General features: G+C 58.2%; 17 protein-coding genes. 9 read left to right on the top strand and 8 right to left on the bottom strand.

Features of this window, described 5'->3' with window-relative positions; all coding sequences use genetic code 11:
* Positions 1 to 139: 139 nt before the first annotated feature.
* From LL947_RS09030 to LL947_RS09010, 5 genes are all read left to right on the top strand, one after another.
* The gene (locus LL947_RS09030; RefSeq protein WP_290823491.1) at positions 140 to 784 is read left to right on the top strand and encodes a TRAP transporter TatT component family protein; all 645 of its coding nucleotides are present in this window, start codon (positions 140 to 142) and stop codon (positions 782 to 784) included.
* 147 nt (positions 785 to 931) lie between these two features.
* The gene (locus LL947_RS09025; RefSeq protein WP_290823492.1) at positions 932 to 1,600 is read left to right on the top strand and encodes an NUDIX domain-containing protein; all 669 of its coding nucleotides are present in this window, start codon (positions 932 to 934) and stop codon (positions 1,598 to 1,600) included.
* A gap of 167 nt (positions 1,601 to 1,767) precedes the next feature.
* On the top strand, positions 1,768 to 2,208 hold the full coding sequence (locus tag LL947_RS09020; RefSeq protein WP_499832977.1) for a DUF1249 domain-containing protein: 441 nt from the start codon (positions 1,768 to 1,770) through the stop codon (positions 2,206 to 2,208).
* Positions 2,209 to 2,220: 12 nt separating this feature from the next.
* Positions 2,221 to 2,955 carry a metallophosphoesterase gene (locus tag LL947_RS09015; protein ID WP_499832976.1) on the top strand — a complete coding sequence of 245 codons (735 nt, stop codon included), beginning with the start codon at positions 2,221 to 2,223 and terminating at the stop codon, positions 2,953 to 2,955.
* Positions 2,952 to 3,626 carry a zinc metallopeptidase gene (locus tag LL947_RS09010; RefSeq protein ID WP_499832975.1) on the top strand — a complete coding sequence of 225 codons (675 nt, stop codon included), beginning with the start codon at positions 2,952 to 2,954 and terminating at the stop codon, positions 3,624 to 3,626. Before LL947_RS09015 ends, LL947_RS09010 begins: the two co-directional genes overlap by 4 nt.
* Positions 3,627 to 3,633: 7 nt before the next feature.
* Here the strand turns inward: LL947_RS09010 and cmoB are convergent, their stop codons facing one another.
* Together cmoB and cmoA are read right to left on the bottom strand one after the other, a co-directional pair.
* Positions 3,634 to 4,620: a tRNA 5-methoxyuridine(34)/uridine 5-oxyacetic acid(34) synthase CmoB gene (cmoB, locus tag LL947_RS09005; RefSeq protein ID WP_499832974.1), complete on the bottom strand. Its 987-nt coding sequence runs from the start codon at positions 4,618 to 4,620 to the stop codon at positions 3,634 to 3,636.
* Between the two features lies 1 nt (position 4,621).
* Positions 4,622 to 5,365 (bottom strand): carboxy-S-adenosyl-L-methionine synthase CmoA, encoded by a 744-nt coding sequence (cmoA, locus tag LL947_RS09000; RefSeq protein ID WP_404413497.1) that lies wholly within the window; start codon positions 5,363 to 5,365, stop codon positions 4,622 to 4,624.
* Positions 5,366 to 5,484: 119 nt separating this feature from the next.
* Here cmoA and pgi point away from each other — a divergent pair, with 119 nt between their 5' ends.
* The 4 genes from pgi to serB all read left to right on the top strand — a co-directional run bounded on the left by pgi (position 5,485) and on the right by serB (position 12,716).
* Positions 5,485 to 7,164 (top strand): glucose-6-phosphate isomerase, encoded by a 1,680-nt coding sequence (pgi, locus tag LL947_RS08995; RefSeq protein ID WP_499832973.1) that lies wholly within the window; start codon positions 5,485 to 5,487, stop codon positions 7,162 to 7,164.
* Positions 7,165 to 7,343: 179 nt separating this feature from the next.
* Positions 7,344 to 9,251 carry a DNA topoisomerase IV subunit B gene (gene parE / locus LL947_RS08990; protein WP_499832972.1) on the top strand — a complete coding sequence of 636 codons (1,908 nt, stop codon included), beginning with the start codon at positions 7,344 to 7,346 and terminating at the stop codon, positions 9,249 to 9,251.
* A 6-nt stretch (positions 9,252 to 9,257) separates the two neighbouring features.
* Positions 9,258 to 11,510 carry a DNA topoisomerase IV subunit A gene (parC, locus tag LL947_RS08985; protein WP_499832971.1) on the top strand — a complete coding sequence of 751 codons (2,253 nt, stop codon included), beginning with the start codon at positions 9,258 to 9,260 and terminating at the stop codon, positions 11,508 to 11,510.
* Entirely contained in the window at positions 11,511 to 12,716 is a 1,206-nt protein-coding gene (gene serB, locus LL947_RS08980; RefSeq protein ID WP_499834402.1) for a phosphoserine phosphatase SerB, read from the top strand.
* Between the two features lie 82 nt (positions 12,717 to 12,798).
* Here the strand turns inward: serB and LL947_RS08975 are convergent, their stop codons facing one another.
* Genes LL947_RS08975 through LL947_RS08950 form a run of 6 tightly spaced genes read right to left on the bottom strand, consistent with a single transcriptional unit; the run spans position 12,799 to position 18,632 of the window.
* Complete coding sequence (locus LL947_RS08975) at positions 12,799 to 13,185, bottom strand: Na+/H+ antiporter subunit G (RefSeq protein ID WP_290823819.1); 387 nt, start codon at positions 13,183 to 13,185, stop codon at positions 12,799 to 12,801.
* Positions 13,186 to 13,200: 15 nt separating this feature from the next.
* Positions 13,201 to 13,470 carry a K+/H+ antiporter subunit F gene (locus tag LL947_RS08970; protein ID WP_290823817.1) on the bottom strand — a complete coding sequence of 90 codons (270 nt, stop codon included), beginning with the start codon at positions 13,468 to 13,470 and terminating at the stop codon, positions 13,201 to 13,203.
* Positions 13,464 to 13,961 carry a Na+/H+ antiporter subunit E gene (locus LL947_RS08965; protein ID WP_290823815.1) on the bottom strand — a complete coding sequence of 166 codons (498 nt, stop codon included), beginning with the start codon at positions 13,959 to 13,961 and terminating at the stop codon, positions 13,464 to 13,466. Before LL947_RS08965 ends, LL947_RS08970 begins: the two co-directional genes overlap by 7 nt.
* A complete protein-coding gene (locus LL947_RS08960; RefSeq protein ID WP_499832969.1) occupies positions 13,958 to 15,469 on the bottom strand; it encodes a monovalent cation/H+ antiporter subunit D in 1,512 nt (503 codons plus the stop codon). The genes LL947_RS08965 and LL947_RS08960 overlap by 4 nt, the downstream gene beginning before the upstream one ends.
* On the bottom strand, positions 15,466 to 15,801 hold the full coding sequence (locus LL947_RS08955) for a Na+/H+ antiporter subunit C (protein WP_171701327.1): 336 nt from the start codon (positions 15,799 to 15,801) through the stop codon (positions 15,466 to 15,468). Before LL947_RS08955 ends, LL947_RS08960 begins: the two co-directional genes overlap by 4 nt.
* Positions 15,801 to 18,632: a monovalent cation/H+ antiporter subunit A gene (locus LL947_RS08950; RefSeq protein ID WP_290823810.1), complete on the bottom strand. Its 2,832-nt coding sequence runs from the start codon at positions 18,630 to 18,632 to the stop codon at positions 15,801 to 15,803. Before LL947_RS08950 ends, LL947_RS08955 begins: the two co-directional genes overlap by 1 nt.
* Positions 18,633 to 18,925 lie beyond the last annotated feature (293 nt).

Here is an 18,925-nt window from a genome sequence, read left to right as displayed (position 1 = left end):
CGCCAGTCAACACAATAGTAGTATTCCGGTTGGCGTATCATTCAAACGTTCGTTACATTAGAGGGCTGTTGGCGAAGTCAGCTTTAGCCAGCCGTGCAATGCAATAACAATTCCAACCAGTATTCATTGGGAGTCGCCCATGCAAGTATCCAAAAAAAGAATTAGCAAGACGCTGTTGAGTACCGCTGTTTGCGTTACTTCGTTATCAGCCGGCGCTTACCAGGACGCGCTTTTCTCATTGCAGAACCGTTGGGAAAACACAGTGACACAAATGCCTGCCAACCAGCGTGAAGACGCTTTGCAAGCGTTGGCAGGGGAGGCCGAAGCCCTGGCCGGGCAGCATGCCGATGAGGCCGATGTGCTGGTCTGGCAGGGGATAGTGCTGGCCGCCTATGCGCGGGAACGTGGCGGTCTGGGTGCGCTGGGCGATGCCAAGGCCGCCCGGAATGTGTTGGAGCGGGCTATTACCATCGACCCTGAAGGTCTTCAAGGGTCAGCCTATGTGACTCTGGGGGCGCTTTATGACCGTGTGCCGGGTGGTCTGATCGGCTTTGGTGATAGCGACAGGGCGGAGCAGATGTTTCAGCGTGCCCTGGAAATTCGTCCGGCGGGTGTCGATGTCAATTATTACTATGCCGCGTTTCTGGCCGAGGAAGGCAACACCCAGGCAGCCCGTGAGCATGCTCAGCGCGCGCTGGAGGGGGATGTACGTCAAGGGCGTGAAGCGTCAGATGCGGCATTGCGTCAAGACGCGCAACAACTACTCGATCAGCTGTCGTCCTGATCAACGGTCACAGCACGCAGGAAATTATCACTGCCGGCGTGATAGCGTCTGCCTTGCAAGGCGATAGTCGCTGCTTGCTGCAGGTAAATTGGCATTCCCGATAACAACTCCCGATAATGGGATAACGTTTTTTATCGGGAGTGACCCATGGGCGCCGAGTCCCCTGCACCAGATTCACCTTCATCAGCGTCACCTGCGTTTACCGGTGAGGATGTTGAGCTGATTTCCCGGGATGTGCTGCAGCAAGGCTTTTTCCGCCTGGAAGCCATTACCCTGCGTCATCGCCTGTTTGAGGGCGGCTGGAGCGAGCCCATGCGCCGGGAAGTCCACATGCGCAAGGATGCGGTGGGGGTGCTGCTTTACGATGTGGTTGGCGATGCGCTGGTATTTGTCGAGCAATTCAGGGCAGGAGCGGTAGATGATCCTCTAACGCCATGGAAGCTTGAGTTTGTCGCAGGCCTGGTGGAAGAGGGCGAGACGCTTGAGGACGTGGCCCGCCGTGAGGCTCAGGAAGAGGCAGGCTGTCGGGTCGCCGAGCTCAAGCACCTGCATACTTACTACCCAAGCCCTGGCGCCTGCGATGAACGCGTTACGCTGTTTTGCGGCTTGATTGATAGCCAGGGAATGGGCGGCATCCACGGCCTGGAAGATGAACACGAAGACATCCGGGTGCATGTCGTCAGCTTTAATGATGCCTGGGAAATGATGATGCAGGGGCGGCTCGATAACGCCATGAGCCTGATCGGCATGCACTGGTTGGCACGCGAGCGAGCGTCGCTGCGTGCCCTGCCGGATAATACGCCGCGCTTTCGTTGAAATCCTTGTTTGAACATTAAAGCCAAAACAGGCTAAAAACTGACGACTGCAGGTAAGTTTCAAGTATTTTTCAAGTATGTTTCAAGCTCGTATCAAACGTCCATATCCAAGGGTCGGTCTTTAGAACGCGTGTTGAAGACTGAATGTAACAAGAACTGGAGCCCGCAATGGTTCGAAATGCTTATGTCACTGATCTGAAATCCCTGCAAGGTGAATGCAGCGCAAATTATCTGCGTCTGATTCGGCTGGTGGGTGATATGGAGCAAGGCCAGCGTCGCGCCATTCAGCTAGGGGAACAGGGCGACAACGCCCTGCATCTTTATATCCATGAAAATGCGCCTTATACCACCATGGTGCACGTTTCCCAGACGGGCCTGATGGACCATCTGCTGGAAACCCCCAAGATGCGCGTCCACCTATACCATGATGTGCGCATGGCGGAAGTAACCCACTTTCAGCGTGAAAGGCACTTCCATGGCCGCTACCGTTACCCGAATCCGCGTATGCACCAGCCGGATGAAAAGCTTCAGCTCAACCGGTTTCTGGGCGAATGGCTGGCGCACGGCCTGGCCCATGGGCACAGTGAATACCTTCACGAAGTGCCTTGAGGAGCATCACCAATGCGTCTTGTACAACTGACTGACCTGCATCTGCATGCTGACCCTCAGGCCCTTTCCCGGTCTGGGGTTCCCTATCGTCAGTTCCTGGCGGTTATGGACGCTATCAAGCAGGAAGCGCCTGACCTGGTCATCGTGACCGGCGATATCAGCCAGGATGATTCGGCACAGGCCTACGCATTGGCAGTTGAACAGCTCAATCGTCTGGCTTGTCCCTGGCATTGGCTGCCGGGTAACCATGATCAGCGCCCCATGATGGAAGCGGTTCATCCGCTGGCAGAGGCGCTGATGCTGAATGAGTGGCGGCTACTGTTGTTGGATACTCAGGTGCCTGGCGCGCCGGGCGGTGCCTTGGGAAGCGATAAACTGGCGGCATTGGCAACCCAGCTTGATCGCCAGACGGCGCCAACGCTGATAGCCATGCACCATCCGCCGGTTGAAGTAGGTGCTGCCTGGATGGATGCCATCGGCCTGGAAGACAAAGACGCTTTCTGGCAGCTGATTGGCCGCTACCCGCAGGTCAAAGTAGTGCTGTTTGGCCATGCCCATCAGGCCTACGCAGAGGAAAAGGCGTTGAACGGCTTCAGCGTCAGTATTTACGGTAGCCCCGCCACGGCTGATCAGTTTCTGCCGCATGCCAGGGCGTTTGCCGTGGATGAGGCTGCGCGTCCTGGCTATCGTGTTGTAGATATTGAAGGTGCTGACTGGCATACCCGAATTGAGCGGGTGGCATCATGATTATCCTGCTGATCGCCTTTGTTCTGGCCATTTTCGTGCTGCCCAACCTGTGGGCCAAATGGGTGCTCAAACGCCATGCCCGCGGGCGCGATGATTACCCGGGAACAGGCGCAGAGCTGGCTGAGCATCTGCTTCGCCGCTTTAACGTCGAAGGGGTGAAGGTGGAGCGCACTGAATACGGCGACCATTACGATCCGGAAGCCCGCACGGTTCGTCTGTCGGCGGATAACCATGACGGGCGCACCTTGACGGCGGTGACTGTGGCCGCCCATGAAGTGGGCCATGCCTTGCAGCATCATCAGGGCTACACGCCGCTACTGGCGCGCTCACGCCTGGTGCTGCTGGCGCAAAAGGCGGAAAAGATCGGTGCCCTCTTGATGATGGCAGCCCCTTTCCTGTTTGTGCTGACCCGCCTTCCGGGTGGCCTTGCACTGGTGATTATCATGGCGGTGATCAGCTTTGGCACGGCGGCGGTGGTGCACCTGGTCACTCTGCCGGTGGAGTTTGATGCCAGCTTCAATCGTGCCTTGCCGATTCTGAAAGACTATGTGCCCCCCAAGGATATGCAGGGTGCCCGTCATGTGCTGACTGCCTGCGCGTTTACCTATGTGGCGGCCTCCCTGGCGAGTATTCTCAATCTGGGGCGCTGGCTGGTGATTCTGCGCCGTTAATATCGGCTTAACGGTTCGCGATTATCACTGCCCGCCGCGGCGCCGGATAGCCTTCCCGGGTGAGTGATGGATCGTCGGGGTCAAGAAAATCTGCCAGTGATTGATACGTCATCCAGTCGGTGGCCCGCTGCTCGTCCAGAGTGGTTACGGCTTCATCCACCACGCGGATATTGCTGAACCCACAGCGCGAAAGCCAATGGCACAGCGCTTGTGAGGAAGGCAGGAAATACACGTTGGACATGGCCGCATAGCGCTCGCCGGGCATGAAGACGGTCTGCTCATCGCCTTCCACCACCAGGGTTTCCAATACCAGTTCGCCCCCTGGGGCCAGGGCCTCTTTCAACTGCTGTAAATGCTCAAGGGGAGAGGGCCGGTGGTAAAGCACGCCCATGGAAAAGACCGTATCGAAAAAGCCCAGCCTGGCGGGTACGTCTTCAATACCGACCGGCAGAAAGTGAGTGCGGTGTTGATCAGCATCGCCGACAAAATGGCGCACTGCCTGAAACTGCCAATAAAAACGTGGTGACGGGTCGATGACCAGGACAAAGTCCGCTCCGGCGCCGGCCATGCGCCAGGCATGGTAGCCGCTGCCACCGCCCACATCCAACACCTTGCGGTAGCGGAGCGGGGCAAGGTGAGGCGCCAGCCGCTGCCATTTCCAGTCGGAACGCCATTCGGTATCAATGTCAATGCCGCCCAGCGAGTAGGGGCCCTTGCGCCAAGGGGCCAGCTTGCGCAGCAGATTGAAACACTGGCGCTGCTGGCTGTCGCTTAGGGCCATATCCACGCGGACGGTGTCCTGATCAAGGTGTACCTTGCGCTCTGCCGGCAACGGCGGCAGCTTGCGCACTGCCTTTTCCCACATCGGCAGATCCCCATGGCGATGGCGATCCAGCCCCTTGGCAAGCTGTTCGGGTAGCAAGGCGAGCCATTCGGTCAATTCCTGATCGAGAAACGCCTGATAAAGCACGCGGTGGTCGTCGGCGAGGGGCACCCTAGCTCTCCTTGAAGGCAATCAGCGAGGTAAAGTTCAGGTACTGAAACCAGGTCATTGAGCGTGGAAAGCCTGCCTGGGCCAGACGTCCATGCAGGGCATCCAGCGTATCGGGAATCAACACGTTTTCCAGCGCGGTACGTTTCTGGCTGATTTCCATCTCGCTGTAGCCGTTAGCACGCTTGAAGTCATGGTAGCGCTCGACGCGCCAGGCGTTATCACGCTCATCGGCATCAATGGTTTTTTCGGACAGAATCAGCACGCCACCCGGTTCAAGGGCGTTATACAGCCTGGCCAGCAGGGTGTCACGGTCTTCAGGTGGCAAGAATTGCAGGGTGAAATTGAGGATGATCATGCCGGAGGGTTGATAGTCCAGCTGACGGATATCGGCTTCCATGACCTGCAGGCTATGCTGAGGGCATTCATCCGTAAAAGTTTGCCGGGCGCGTTCCACCATGGCGGGAGAAAGATCGACCCCGGTATAGTAAAAGGCATCTTCCGGCAGGGCGCCGGCCAGGGCCAGGCCAGAAGCGCCCAGTGAACAGCCGAGGTCATAGACGTGGGCACCGTGGCGCAGATGACGCTGGGCAATCAGGCTGAGCATGCCAAGGATCTGACCGTAACCCGGCACCGAGCGGCGGATCATATCAGGAAAGCAGGCAACGACCTGCTCATCGAAGGAGAAACGCGCGACGCGATCCAGGGGTGTCGAAAAGATGGCGTCACGGTAAGATGCATCACTCATGGGCAGGCCGGTTTCATCATAAAGAGACAGCGTTGATAATCAATGGGCGAATAGTTTACGCCTCAAGCGTCACCCGGAACAGACCCTGCTGCACCCAACATCGCCACAGGAGAGGGCCAATGTCATCAGTCGCTAACGCAACGCCGGATCAATTACCGGCATGGAAGGCGTTACAGGAGCATGCCGATGCGCTGCAGGGCGTTCATCTTAAGACCCTGTTTTCCGAATCATCGACCCGCTTTGAACATTTTGCGCATCAGGCGGCTGGGGTGATGCTGGATCTTTCCAAACAGCGTTGGCAGGACGAAACCTTGGATAAACTGCTGGCCCTGGCAGAAGCAGCCGAGCTGCCAGGCGCTATCAAGGCCCTGCTAAGCGGTCAGCGGGTGAATACCAGTGAAGACCGTCCGGCGTTGCACACGGCATTGCGCCTGCCGCCCGAGGCAAGCCTTGAGGTTGATGGCGAAGATGTAGTGGCCGCCGTACACGCAAGCCTTGAGCAGATGGAAACTCTGGTTAGCCGCTTGCACGCTGGGCAATGGCGAGGTGCCACCGGCAAGCCGATTCGTCATGTGGTCAATCTGGGGGTCGGGGGGTCGGATCTGGGGCCCTTGATGGTCACTCACGCCTTGGCTGACTACCGCCCTGACGACGTGCATCCGGTCGAGGTACATTTTGCTTCCACCATGGATGGCTCCCAGCTGGCGGATTACCTCAGCCGCCTGAACCCTGAAGTGACGCTGTTTGTGCTGTCGTCGAAATCCTTTACCACTATCGATACCCTGTTCAATGCCAATACCGCCAAGGACTGGTTGCTGGGGCGTCTGACCCGGCACGGGGCGACTCCGATCAGCGCAGAGCTGGTGATTCGTCAGCATTTTATCGGTGTTTCTGCCAGCCCGGAAAAGATGACCGCCTGGGGCATCGCCCCGGCGCATCAGCTGCGTTTCTGGGAATGGGTCGGCGGGCGCTACTCGCTGTGGGGAACCATCGGTCTGCCGATTGCGCTGGTCATCGGCATGGACAATTTCCGCGCGCTGCTCGCCGGTGCCCATGCCATGGATCGTCACTTCCAGGCGGCACCCATGGCTGAAAACCTGCCCGTGCTGCTGGCGCTGGCCGGTATCTGGAACGTCAATTTCCTGGATATCCGCGCCCACTCCATTTTGCCTTATGATGGCCGTCTGGAATATTTTGCTGCCTACCTGGAACAGCTGGAAATGGAATCCAACGGCAAATCCGTGACCCGCCAGGGCCAGGCGATTGATTACTCGACCTGCCCGGTGCTATGGGGGCAGTTAGGCCCCAACGCCCAGCATGCTTTCTATCAGCTGTTGCATCAGGGAATGCAGCCGGTGGAGTGCGATTTTATTGCCCCCCTCAAACGCTATGATGATGTGGAAGACCCTGAGACCCGTCGCCACCTGCAGACTCAGCACCGGCTGGCGCTGGCCAACTGTTTCGCCCAGTCGCGGCTACTGATGTTGGGCGACGATGCCATTGATGACGATGGCCCGCGCCCGCCGCATAAACGCTATCGCGGCAATCAGCCATCGACCACCGTGCTGCTTGACCAGCTGACCCCGCACACCCTGGGCGCCTTGATTGCCCTTTATGAGCATAAGGTATTCGTCCAGGCCGTGATCTGGGATATCAATCCCTTTGACCAGTGGGGGGTGGAGCTGGGCAAGCAGATTGCCACCGAGACCCAGCAGATCATCGACGGGCAGGCACCCGCTGACCACATGGATGCCTCCACGCGTGGCCTGATTGAAGCCTTTTGGGCAGCGGATGAGTAAGCGTCAAGAACAGGCGTGGTCCGCGATGGATGTCGAGCCATATGACCATATATACAGTATTTTGCTTTTCCGCTATGCTGTCTGTTTGATTTTTCGGGCCCATTTAATTGCCATGCCATTGCGCCGCCGCCTCGTCAGCGGCTGCGAATACAGGTTTGACCTTTCAGGATATACGCTTCATGACTCAGTTTGATGCCTCTCAATACGGCGCCAGTTCCATCGAAGTCTTATCGGGGTTAGAGCCGGTGCGCAAGCGCCCCGGCATGTATACCGATACCTCAAGGCCCAACCATCTGGCCCAGGAAGTGATTGATAACAGCGTCGATGAAGCGCTGGCAGGGCATGCCAATGCCATCAAGGTCGCGCTGCTGGCCGATGGGGGTATCGAGGTGACCGATAATGGCCGTGGTATGCCGATTGATATGCACCCCGAGCACGGCGTGTCAGGGGTGGAATTGATCTTTACCAAGCTGCACTCCGGTGGCAAGTTTTCGTCTTCCAGCTACCGTTTTTCCGGTGGCCTGCATGGGGTTGGGGTGTCTGTGGTTAATGCCCTGTCACGCCGATTGGAAGTCGAAGTGACCCGTGACGGCGCGCGACACGCCATGGCCTTTGAGTTTGGCGCCAAGGTTGAAGAACTGCATAGCGTGGGCAAGGCGGCGAAAAAGGCCAGCGGCACCCTGGTTCGTTTCTGGCCGGATGACAGTTATTTTGACAGCCCCAAACTTGCGCTCTCCCGGCTGAAGCACCTGCTGCGCGCCAAGGCGGTGCTATGCCCCGGACTTGCCGTCACCCTGCTGGAACCTGATGGCACCAGCACTGAATGGGCCTATGCCGATGGCCTGCGCGACTACCTGGCTCAGGCCACTGATGGTTATGAAGTGGTGCCCAATGCGCCCTTTGTTGGCCACTTCAGCGACGATGAACATGGCGTTGACTGGGCCATTCAATGGCTGCCTGAAGGCGGTGAAGCGCTGCTGGAGAGCTACGTCAACCTGATCCCCACGCCTCAGGGCGGTACCCATGTGAACGGCTTTCGTGCCGGGCTGCTGGATGCCCTGCGCGAGTTCTGTGAATACCGTAGCCTCTTACCAAGGGGGGTCAAGCTGACCGCCGATGACCTCTGGGAGCGGGCGTCTTTTGTGCTCTCCGTCAAGATGCTCGACCCCCAGTTTGCCGGCCAGACCAAGGAGCGACTGTCATCGCGCACCATTGCGGGCTTTGTTTCCGGCGTGGTCAAGGACGCCTTCTCGCTGTGGCTTAATCACCATGTGGAGCAGGGCGAAATGCTGGCTGAACTGGTGATCAGTGCCGCTCAGCAGCGCCAGAAAAAGTCCAAGAAGGTCGCCCGCAAGAAGGTGACCTCAGGCCCGGCCTTGCCCGGCAAGCTGGCGGACTGTTCCGGCCAGGACCCGGCTCAGAGCGAACTGTTTCTGGTGGAAGGAGATTCTGCCGGCGGCAGTGCCAAGCAGGCGCGCAACCGTGAAACCCAGGCCATTCTTCCGCTGCGCGGCAAGATCCTCAACACCTGGGAAGTCGAGACGCATGATATCTATGGCTCCCAGGAGGTCCATGATATCGCCGTGGCGATTGGTGCCGACCCGGGCAGCGCCAATCTGGAGAAACTGCGTTACCACAAGATCTGTATCCTGGCGGATGCGGATTCCGATGGGCTACACATTGCCACTTTGTTGTGCGCTCTTTTTTTGCGCCACTTCCCGAGCTTGGTGGACGCGGGGCATGCCTTTGTGGCTATGCCGCCCCTGTACCGCATCGACCTGGGCAAGGAGGTTCACTACGCCCTGGATGAAAGTGAAAAAGCCGCGATACTCAAGCAGCTGGCGAAAAAAAGCGGTACACGGAAGGCCGCCCCCAATGTTCAGCGTTTCAAGGGGCTGGGTGAAATGAGCCCGCTGCAGCTGCGTGAAACTACCATGGCGAGCGAGACGCGCCGCCTGGTGCAGCTGACTCGCCTGGCAGGCGATGGCACTCAGGAAATGATGGACATGCTACTGGCCAAGAAACGCGCCGGTGATCGCAAGAAATGGCTGGAAGACTACGGCAATCTCGCAGATATCGAGGTATAACCCCAGATGACCATGGATATCCAGGTCGCGGAAGGCGATGTTGAACGCATCTCCCTGCGCGATTACACCGAAAAAGCGTACCTCGATTACTCGATGTACGTCATTCTCGACCGTGCCCTGCCGAATATCGGCGATGGCATGAAACCCGTGCAGCGGCGGATTATTTACGCCATGCGCGAGCTGGCACTGCATGCCAATGCCAAGTACAAGAAATCGGCACGTACCGTGGGTGACGTCCTGGGTAAGTTCCACCCTCACGGTGACAGCGCCTGTTATGAAGCCATGGTGCTGATGGCCCAGCCATTCAGCTATCGCTACCCGCTGGTGGACGGCCAGGGTAACTGGGGGAGCCCGGATGACCCCAAATCCTTTGCGGCCATGCGCTATACCGAGGCCAAGCTTTCACAGTTTGCCGACGTGCTGCTTGGCGAGCTGGGTCAGGGGACCGTAGACTGGACACCCAATTTTGACGGCACCATGCAGGAGCCGGTGGTATTACCTGCGCGGCTGCCCCACGTGCTTCTCAACGGTGGCAGCGGAATTGCCGTTGGCATGGCCACCGATATTCCGCCACACAATGTTGGCGAAGTGGTAGATGCCACCTGTCATCTACTGCGCCACCCTGAGGCGACCACCACGGATCTGATGGCCTATATAGCGGCCCCGGATTTCCCTACTAACGCCGAGATCATCACCCCTCAGGCGGATCTGCGTAAGCTTTATGAAGCCGGGCGCGGTTCAGTCAAGCTGCGCGCGCGCTTTGAGCGAGAGGGCGCCAACATCGTGATCACCGCGCTGCCCTATCAGGTCAGCGGGGCCAAAGTGCTGGAACAGATTGCCGCCCAGATGCAGGCCAAGAAACTGCCCATGGTGGCGGACCTGCGCGATGAATCCACCCATGAAGCGCCGACGCGCCTGGTGATTGAACCGCGTTCAAATCGCGTGGACGTGGATGTTTTGATGGCTCACCTGTTTGCCACCACGGACCTGGAAAAGAGCGTACGGGTCAATATGAACGTGATCGGCCTGGACGGCCGCCCGCGGGTCATGCCACTGGCGGATATGCTCGCCGAATGGCTGCGCTTTCGGCGTGCCACCGTGCGCCGTAGGCTGGAACATCGTCTGGGTAAGGTGGAAGATCGCTTGCATATTCTGGAAGGCCTGCTGATCGCCTACCTTGATCTGGATGAAGTGATTCGCATCATTCGTGAAGAAGATGAACCAAAAGCGGCACTGATGGCGGCCTTTGGCCTTTCCGAACGCCAGTCAGAAGCCATTCTGGAGTTGCGCCTGCGCCACCTGGCCAAACTGGAAGAAATCAAAATCCGCGGTGAGCAGGAAGCGCTGGAGAAAGAGCGCAGACAGCTGCAGGGCCTGTTGGGCAGTGATGCCAAGTTGACCAACCTGATCGAAAAGGAGATTCGCGCGGCCGGCAAGGAGCACGCCGACGAGCGCCGCTCGCCGCTGGTGGAGCGCACTGAAGCCCGGGCGCTGTCTGAAGTGGAGTTGCTTGGGGCTGACCCCATTACCGTCGTGGTCTCGGAGAAGGGCTGGATTCGCGCCGCCAAAGGTCACGATATTGACCCGGAAGGTCTCTCTTATAAAGCAGGCGACCGCTTCCTCATGGCGGCCAGGGGCAAGACCAACCATCCTCTGGTAATGCTGGATGATACCGGGCGTGCCTATACATTGAGTGCCCACAACCTGCCCAGTGCCCGTGGCCAGGGCGAGCCGATCACCGGGCGGGCCAACGTCGCCGCTGGAGCACAGATGGCGGGTATATTGATGGCCGCACCCGAAAGCCGGTTTCTGCTCGCCAGTGACGGTGGCTACGGGTTTATTGCCCGCCTGGGTGAGCTGACCGGCAAGAACAAGGCGGGCAAAAGCGTGCTGACCATTCCCAAAGGCTGCAGCGTCATGCCGCCCGCGATGATACCCGAGGGCGAATCCCTGTGGGTAGCCACGGTGTCCAATGAGGGGCGCCTGCTGGTATTCCCGCTGGAGCAGCTGCCGGAGATGAACAAAGGTAAAGGCAACAAGATGTTGGACATCCCTGGTCCACGGGCTGCGCGACGGGAAGAATTCATGCTGGATATCACCGTGCTGGGCGAAAGTGGCGCCTTGGTGCTGCATGCGGGTAAACGTAAACTGACCCTCAAATCAGAGGATCTGTCCTACTATCGGGGTGAACGTGGCCGTCGGGGCAACAAGCTGCCACGCGGTTTCCAGAAAGTTGACCGGCTTGAGGCGGGGGAATAAATCATGAAACGCTGTTTGATTCGTGCGACGGGCAGGGCGCGACCCGACCAGCTTGCCGGGCTTGGCAGGGTATTGGCAAAAACCGGGGCGCGTCTTCTGGATATTAACCAGAGCGTAACCTTTGGCATGCTGTCGCTGGAGGCACTGGTGGCGCTGGAGCATGACAGCGCGCTGGAAGCCATGCTCAGCGAAGCCGGCGACAACCTGGGGCTGGATATCCAGGCGATCGCCGTCAGTGCAGATGACTATCACCGCTGGAGCCTGGAAGCCAGCCAGCCGCGCCTGATCCTGACCTTGTTAGCGCCACGCCTGCCGGCAGGCATTCTGGCGGAAGTGGGTGGCTTGACAGCCGAGTTTGGTCTGCATGTCGAACTGGTACACCGGCTTTCCGGGCGCGAACCGCTGGATGGCGAAGCACCTGGCAAGGGTGCCTGCGTTGAGTGCTGGTTAAGAGGCGATGACGTCAACCTGGCTGCGCTGCATGAAAAAGCATTGGCGCTCGGCGCCCAGCACGGCGTGGACATTGCCCTTCAGGAGGACAGCATCTGGCGGCGCCATCGCCGTCTGGTGTGCTTTGACATGGATTCCACCCTGATAAAGACCGAAGTGATTGATGAGCTTGCCCGTCGCCACGGGGTAGGCGATGAAGTGGCCGCCGTGACCGAGCAGGCAATGCGTGGGGAGCTGGATTTCAAACAGAGCTTTCGCGCGCGGATGAGCAAGCTTGAAGGATTGGATGAGGCCGTGCTGGCGGACATTGCTGACGAGCTGCCGCTGATGGACGGCGTAGAGCGCCTGATGGCCAACCTCAAACGGCTGGGCTACCGCACGGTAATCATCTCCGGTGGTTTTACCTACTTTGCCCGCCACCTGCAGGAGAAGCTTGGCTTCGATGAAATTCATGCCAACGAACTGGTGATCGAGAACGGCAAGGTTACCGGGGAGGTTCAGGAGCCGATTGTGGATGCTGAACGCAAGGCGGAACTGCTTGAGGCTATTGCCCTTCGTGAGGGCTTGACCCTTGACCAGGTCATTGCGGTTGGCGACGGCGCCAATGACCTGAAAATGCTGGCTAAGGCCGGCCTGGGGATTGCCTATCGTGCCAAGCCGCTGGTCCGCGCTCAGGCGCGTCAGGCGATTTCCACCCTGGGGCTGGATGCGGTGCTTTACCTGATTGGCTATCGCCATAGCGACCTGCTTGACTAGTCGCTAGAGTCACTTGAAGTCAGTACACAATGGGGCGCTGATGCGCCCCGTTAGCTTTATGGTGAAAGCCAGAGCCTGCAGATTAGCCGTGGCCCTTGTCCGGGTGAGGAACAGGGCGTTCGCCGACTTCTTCCGAGCGAAGCTCGACGGGTTTGCCTTCGGTCACATCAATCCGCCTGAGCTTTAGATGCAGCCCCGTCTTGGCCAGCAGGTGGGCGCTGACCGGTGCAGTAATAAACAGGAACAGCGTAATCAACACTTCCTGAATGTCTGGCACGCCTTCATAACTCCAGAAATACAGCATGGAGGCGATGAGCATGAACCCGATACCCAGGGTTGTGGCCTTGGTAGGGCCGTGCAGGCGCATATAGAAATCTTTCAGGTGCGCCATGCCCAGGGAGCCAATAAACAGAAACACACCGCCAGCCATCAATAACAGCGATGCCAACGCTTCAACAATCCAGGCCATGGGAACTCCTTTGGTCTATTCAATGATGTCGCCGCGCAGAATGTACTTGCACACGGCAACGGTACTGATGAAGCCCAGCATGGCAATCAAGAGGGCGGATTCAAAATAGGTCTTGCTGTTCAGCCACAGACCCAGCAACACAATCAGGGCGATGGAATTGATGTACATGGTGTCCAGCGCAAGCACCCGGTCAGGCAGATCCGGCCCTACCGCAAGGCGGTAAAGGTTGAGGATCAATGCCGCGCTGACCAGTGTCAGGGTGATGTAAAGGGCGAACATCAGCATTCGTAAATCTCCTTGAGCGGCTGTTCGTAGCGCTGGCGGATCTGTTCGATCAGGGCCTCCTCATCGTCTACATCCAGTGCATGGATCAGCAGCGACTTGCCATCCATGCGCAGGTTGGCAGACACCGTGCCCGGTGTCAGGCTGATCGTGCTGGCCAGCAGGGTAATGGTAAAGCGCTCCTCAAGCATCAAGGGATACTCGATGAAGTGGGGGCGTAGTTTGCGCCAAGGGTTGGAAATAAGATAAGCCACTTCAAAATTGGCGATAACGATGTCCTTAAGGACGCGCAAAGCAAAGCGCAGCAGTTTGAGAGGCTTGCCAATTCGCGGTTCGGCATCCCAGAAACGATAAGTGGCCAGTGGGATGGCCACGGCAAGGGCGCTACCCAATACAATCTGGCCAAATGCAACGCTGCGCACCAGCAGCAGCCAGACCAGCAGCAGCAGGATTGACAGAACCGGCGTGGGCAACCAGGAGCGTGGTTTGATCATGGGTTATCTCCTGCGTCAGGCATCAGCGTTTCAATCAACCCCAGCGGGTTGGCAAGCTGTTCGGCAGCGTCTGAGGTGTAATGGCTAATAGGGCCGGCAAAGATCACCAGCAAGGGCGCGGCACTGAGTAGCCATATGACCCCGAACCATTGCTCACGGGGAAGTTTCTTGCCCGTGGCAGTGCCGCGCTGGCTGCGCCAGAAAAGCGTGGAACCCGCACGGGAAAGGGCAATCAGTGAGCTCAGCCCGGCCAATAGCAACAGCGGCCATAGCCACAGCCGCTGCATGCCTTCCGCTGCGTTAAGCATCAGCGCCTTGCCAAGTGCGCCGGAAAGTGGTGGCAGGCCCGCCACCGCGATCGCACCGATAAAAAATGCCAGTGCCAGCCATTGGCCCTGAACCAGGGGGCGGCCTTTGACCAATCGGGTGCCGGGCTTGCCGCGCTGGGCACCAATCATGTCGGCCAACAGGAAAAGCCCACCGGTGACCAGAGTGCTGTGAATCAGGTAATACAGGAGGGCAGACACGGCTTCGGGCGTGCGCATGCCGATACCCGCCAGCAGGGTGCCCACCGAGACCAGTACCAGATAGGCGACCAGCAGGCGAAGATCCTTGGCAGCCAGTACGCTTACGCCGGCAATCGCCAGCGTGGCCAGCGCGAACCACCACACCCAGGGTTGTTCCAGAGCGGCCAGGTTACCCGCCTGGTCACCGAAAATCAGGCTATAGACCCGCAAAATGGCGTAAATACCCACCTTGGTCATGATCGCAAACAGGGCTGCCACCGGGGCTGGCGCGTTGGCATAGGCGCGCGGGAGCCAGAAATACAAGGGCAGGATGGCCGCTTTCAAGCCGAATACCACCAGCAGGATCAAGGCACCCGCCGTCACCAGGCCTTCCCGCTCGGGTGGCAGTTCCGTCAGGCGTTGAGCCATATCAGCCATATTCAGCGTGCCTGTGGCGCCGTATAGAACGCCAACGCCAATCAGAAACAACGATGAACCGGCCAGGTTAAGCACCACATAATGAACGCTGGCTTGAATGCGCGCCTTGCCGCCCCCGTGAAGCAGCAGCGCATAGGAGGCCAGCAGCAGGACTTCAAAAAACACAAAGAGGTTAAACAGATCGCCAGTCAGGAAAGCACCGTTGATGCCCATTAGCTGCCATTGAAAAAGGCCATGGAAATTACTGCCTTTTTCGTCATCGCCGGCACAGGCGTAGATGACGGCCCCGACCGCGAGTACCGAAGTCAGCAGTACCATCATTGCCGACAGGCGATCCAGTACCAGGGCAATTCCGAAGGGCGGCTGCCAGTCACCCAACGCATAATAGGTTATCTCACCGCTGGCGGCCTGGTGGACCAGGCCAATCGAGACAAGAAGCAACAAGGCAGTGGAAACAATGCTGACAATCCGCTTGTAGCGGACGATCCCCTGACGTTGATAGAGCAGCAGAATACCGGCAATCAAGGGAAGAATGACGGGTAACACAATCAGATGTTGAGTCATTCGCGGTCTTCCTTTTTACCGTCTACATGATCGTTACCCGCTTCACTGCGCGCGCGCATAGCCAGAATGACAACAAAGGCTGTCATGGCAAAGCCGATCACAATGGCTGTCAGCACCAGGGCTTGAGGCAAGGGGTCGGCAATCGCGCCCTGTTGCTGATTCACCAGGGCAGCGCCGTCAGTCGTCAAGCCACCCATGGAAAACAGGAACAGGTTCACCGCGTAGGATAATAGCGTCAGGCCGACGACCACCGGGAAGGTGCGTCCACGCAGGGTAAGATAGAGGCCGCAGGCAGTCAGCACCCCGGTTGTAATGGCATACAGCAGTTCCATTAACGAGTCTCCTTGTTGGGCGAAGAGGCTTCGGGCTCGGTTTCTGAGGGTTCAAGCGTTGGCCGGTGGGATGTGGTGACCTTACCCAGGTTGGCCAGAATCATCAGGGTGGCGCCGACAACGGCCAGGTAGACACCCAGATCAAACAGCATGGCCGACGCCAGTTCGAAAGTGCCCACCAGGGGCAGAGTGAAATAGGCAAAGGTCGATGTCAGGAAGGGATAACCAAACACCCAGCTGCCCAGGCCGGTAAGCGTTGCAATTGCAACGCCGGCGATGGCCACTGGCTGGAAAGGAAAGTCCAGACGCTCCTGAGCCCACTCCACACCGCGCGCCATGTACACCAGGATCAGGGCGACCGCCGTGACCAGTCCGGCAATAAAGCCTCCCCCCGGCAGGTTGTGGCCACGCAGGAAAATAAACGCAGACACCAGCAGTGCCAATGGTAGCAGGGCCATTGAAATGGATGTCAGGATGGCCGGGTAGCGGTCCGGCGACCAGACTCGGCCTTCACCATCACTATGTGGCAGGAACAGGCGCAGTCGGTTGAGTAGCTTGAAAATTGCGAGCCCGGCGAGTGCCAGTACGGTGATTTCACCGAGCGTATCAAAACCACGGAAATCGACCAGGATGACATTGACGACGTTGTAGCCCCCGCCGCCGGGTTTGCTGTTGGCCAGAAAGTAATCGGAAATCGACAACGTAGGCGTGGTTAAAACGGCATAGTTAAGGCTGGCGATCACCAGACCCAGGGCTGATGCCAGCAGGATATCGCGCACATTGCGCAGTGGGCTGGATTCGCGCGGCGTTTTCTGGGGCAGGAAGTACAGCGCCAGCATCAACAGGATCATGGTCACTACTTCCACTGAGAGCTGGGTCAAGGCCAGGTCCGGGGCAGAAAAGCGCGCAAAGGTCAGCGCTACGAACAGACCTACGACGGAGAGCATCAACAGTGAAATCAGGCGATAGCGGTGGGTCGCTGCGGTAGCGATGCCTCCAAATATCAACATGGCGGCCCCCAGCAGCACAATGGCATCAACCGGCTGGTTGCCCAATTCCCCGGTAAGTGAGTCCATCGGTGCCAGCCCGATCACGCCCATGACCAGCGCAGATAACAGTAAAAGCCCCATGTAGCGCTGCAGTGAATGACCTTCAACCTTGTTGATCAGCCAGTCTGCTTTCTGGTTCATATTGCCAATAACGCGTTCGAATACCTGTCTCGCATCCACGCTTGCAAACGGCTGGGTCAGCTGGCGCAGGTCAGGGTGGCGCCAGTACATCAGGGTGCCGAACGCCAGAGCGGCAAGACTCATCAGCAGTGGCAGGTTGAAGCCGTGCCAGATAGACAGATGAAATTCAAGAGGCTCGCCCAGTACAGCCTGAGCAGCAAGCGATAAGAGCCCGGACGCCATCAACCCGGGTAACAGGCCGACCACGACACAAAGACCAACCAGGATTTCAACCGGCAAGCGCATCAGGTGGGGTGGTTCATGGGGCGATTTGGGCGGTGCTTTCTGGGCGGGTTTGAAGAAGACGGCATGCACCAGTCGCAGCGAGTATGCCACCGAAAGAATGCCGCCCAGAGTAGCCAATGCAGGCAGCAGCCAGCTCAGCCCCCCCAGTACCGGCGTGGCAAGGGTCTCGGTAAAGAACATTTCCTTGGAAATAAAGCCGTTCAACAAGGGAATACCCGCCATGGCGGCAGCGGCCAGAGTGGTCAGCAGGGCCGTTACCGGCATGGCCTTTTTCAGGCCACCCAGCATCCTGAGCTCGCGAGTGCCGGTCTCATGGTCAATGATGCCCGCGCTCATGAACAGGGCTGCCTTGAAAATGGCGTGGTTGAGAATATGGAAAAGGGCAGCAAGTACTGCCATGGGGCTGCCGATGCCGAGCAGGACAGTGATAAGGCCCAGGTGGCTGACGGTAGAAAAGGCCAGAATACCTTTAAGGTCGGTTTTCAGCAGGGCAAACCAGGCGCCGTATAACAGCGTGATGGTCCCGATCAGCGAGACAGTCACCGACCAAAGTTCACTGCCGGCAATGGCGGGATGCAGGCGCGCCATCAGGAAGATACCGGCCTTGACCATAGTGGCCGAGTGCAGATAGGCAGACACCGGCGTAGGTGCCGCCATGGCATGGGGTAACCAGAACTGGAACGGGAACTGGGCCGACTTGGTGAAGGCACCGAGCAGCACCAGCACCAGCATCAAGGGGTAGCGTGGATCGGCCAGGATGACATCCTGACTTGCCAGAACCACATTCATATCGAAGCTGCCGACCATGTCGCCAAGCAGCAATAGCCCGGCCAGCAAGGCAAGCCCCCCGGCGCCGGTCACGGTCAGCGCCATACGCGCACCTTTGCGGGCATCGCTCTGGTGAGACCAGTAGCCAATCAGCAGGAAAGACGAAATACTGGTCAGTTCCCAGAACAACCAGAGCAGAATCAGGTTGTCTGACATGGCAATACCGACCATGGACGCCATGAATAGCATCAGATAGGCATAAAAACGGTCGAACGGCTCTTCAGGGCTGAGGTAAAAATGCGCATAAAGCAGAATCAACAGGCCAATGCCGAGAATCAGCAGATTGAACAGCAGCGTCAGGCCGTCCAGGCGCAGCGCCAGATCCAGCCCCAGTTCTGGCAGCCAACCGACTGAAAAACGCAACGTCTCACCATCAATGAGTGCCGGCACCTGAGAAAAGGTGAGCAACAGGGCAAGGGCAGGAGCAATGGCCGTGATCCGTGTGCTCAGAACACGATCCCGCTGGCCCAGCAATGCGGGCACCAAAACACCCAGCAAGGGCAGTAAAGCTATCCACAGCAGTATCATGGGGGGCATCCAGTGAAAATGTCTTGATGTGTTGAGGTCGTCCTGTCATGTGTCGCTTGCTCAAGCGATGCATCAACAGGCCCTAGGATACATCAGTCAGTTTCACAGCGTATCAATTGTACCGAGATTTTGAAGCGTTCCCTTAAACATGATGACTTCATGCAAATAAAGTGTGAAACAGGCACTAAAAATGATGGAGCAGGAACGAGGTACAACTGAACAATATGCAGGGCAATGTTTACCAGCGGCAGGCGCAGCCCAGCCGGATGGAAACACTGTTAACTGCTCAACGG

This window comes from Halomonas sp. BLK-85, assembly GCF_044792155.1.
Taxonomy (GTDB): Bacteria; Pseudomonadota; Gammaproteobacteria; order Pseudomonadales; family Halomonadaceae; genus Vreelandella.
This window is presented reverse-complemented; position numbering and strand designations above follow the sequence as displayed.

Coding starts and splice junctions, on each gene's coding strand:
- parE (WP_499832972.1), top strand. CDS start 7,344: ATGACTCAGTTTGATGCCTCTCAATACGGCGCCAGTTCCATCGAAGTC.
- LL947_RS08975 (WP_290823819.1), bottom strand. CDS start 13,185: ATGGCCTGGATTGTTGAAGCGTTGGCATCGCTGTTATTGATGGCTGGC.
- LL947_RS09030 (WP_290823491.1), top strand. CDS start 140: ATGCAAGTATCCAAAAAAAGAATTAGCAAGACGCTGTTGAGTACCGCT.
- LL947_RS08955 (WP_171701327.1), bottom strand. CDS start 15,801: ATGGAACTGCTGTATGCCATTACAACCGGGGTGCTGACTGCCTGCGGC.
- cmoA (WP_404413497.1), bottom strand. CDS start 5,365: ATGAGTGATGCATCTTACCGTGACGCCATCTTTTCGACACCCCTGGAT.
- LL947_RS09025 (WP_290823492.1), top strand. CDS start 932: ATGGGCGCCGAGTCCCCTGCACCAGATTCACCTTCATCAGCGTCACCT.
- LL947_RS09010 (WP_499832975.1), top strand. CDS start 2,952: ATGATTATCCTGCTGATCGCCTTTGTTCTGGCCATTTTCGTGCTGCCC.
- parC (WP_499832971.1), top strand. CDS start 9,258: ATGACCATGGATATCCAGGTCGCGGAAGGCGATGTTGAACGCATCTCC.
- LL947_RS08950 (WP_290823810.1), bottom strand. CDS start 18,632: ATGATACTGCTGTGGATAGCTTTACTGCCCTTGCTGGGTGTTTTGGTG.
- LL947_RS09015 (WP_499832976.1), top strand. CDS start 2,221: ATGCGTCTTGTACAACTGACTGACCTGCATCTGCATGCTGACCCTCAG.
- LL947_RS08960 (WP_499832969.1), bottom strand. CDS start 15,469: ATGACTCAACATCTGATTGTGTTACCCGTCATTCTTCCCTTGATTGCC.
- LL947_RS09020 (WP_499832977.1), top strand. CDS start 1,768: ATGGTTCGAAATGCTTATGTCACTGATCTGAAATCCCTGCAAGGTGAA.
- LL947_RS08970 (WP_290823817.1), bottom strand. CDS start 13,470: ATGCTGATGTTCGCCCTTTACATCACCCTGACACTGGTCAGCGCGGCA.
- LL947_RS08965 (WP_290823815.1), bottom strand. CDS start 13,961: ATGATCAAACCACGCTCCTGGTTGCCCACGCCGGTTCTGTCAATCCTG.
- pgi (WP_499832973.1), top strand. CDS start 5,485: ATGTCATCAGTCGCTAACGCAACGCCGGATCAATTACCGGCATGGAAG.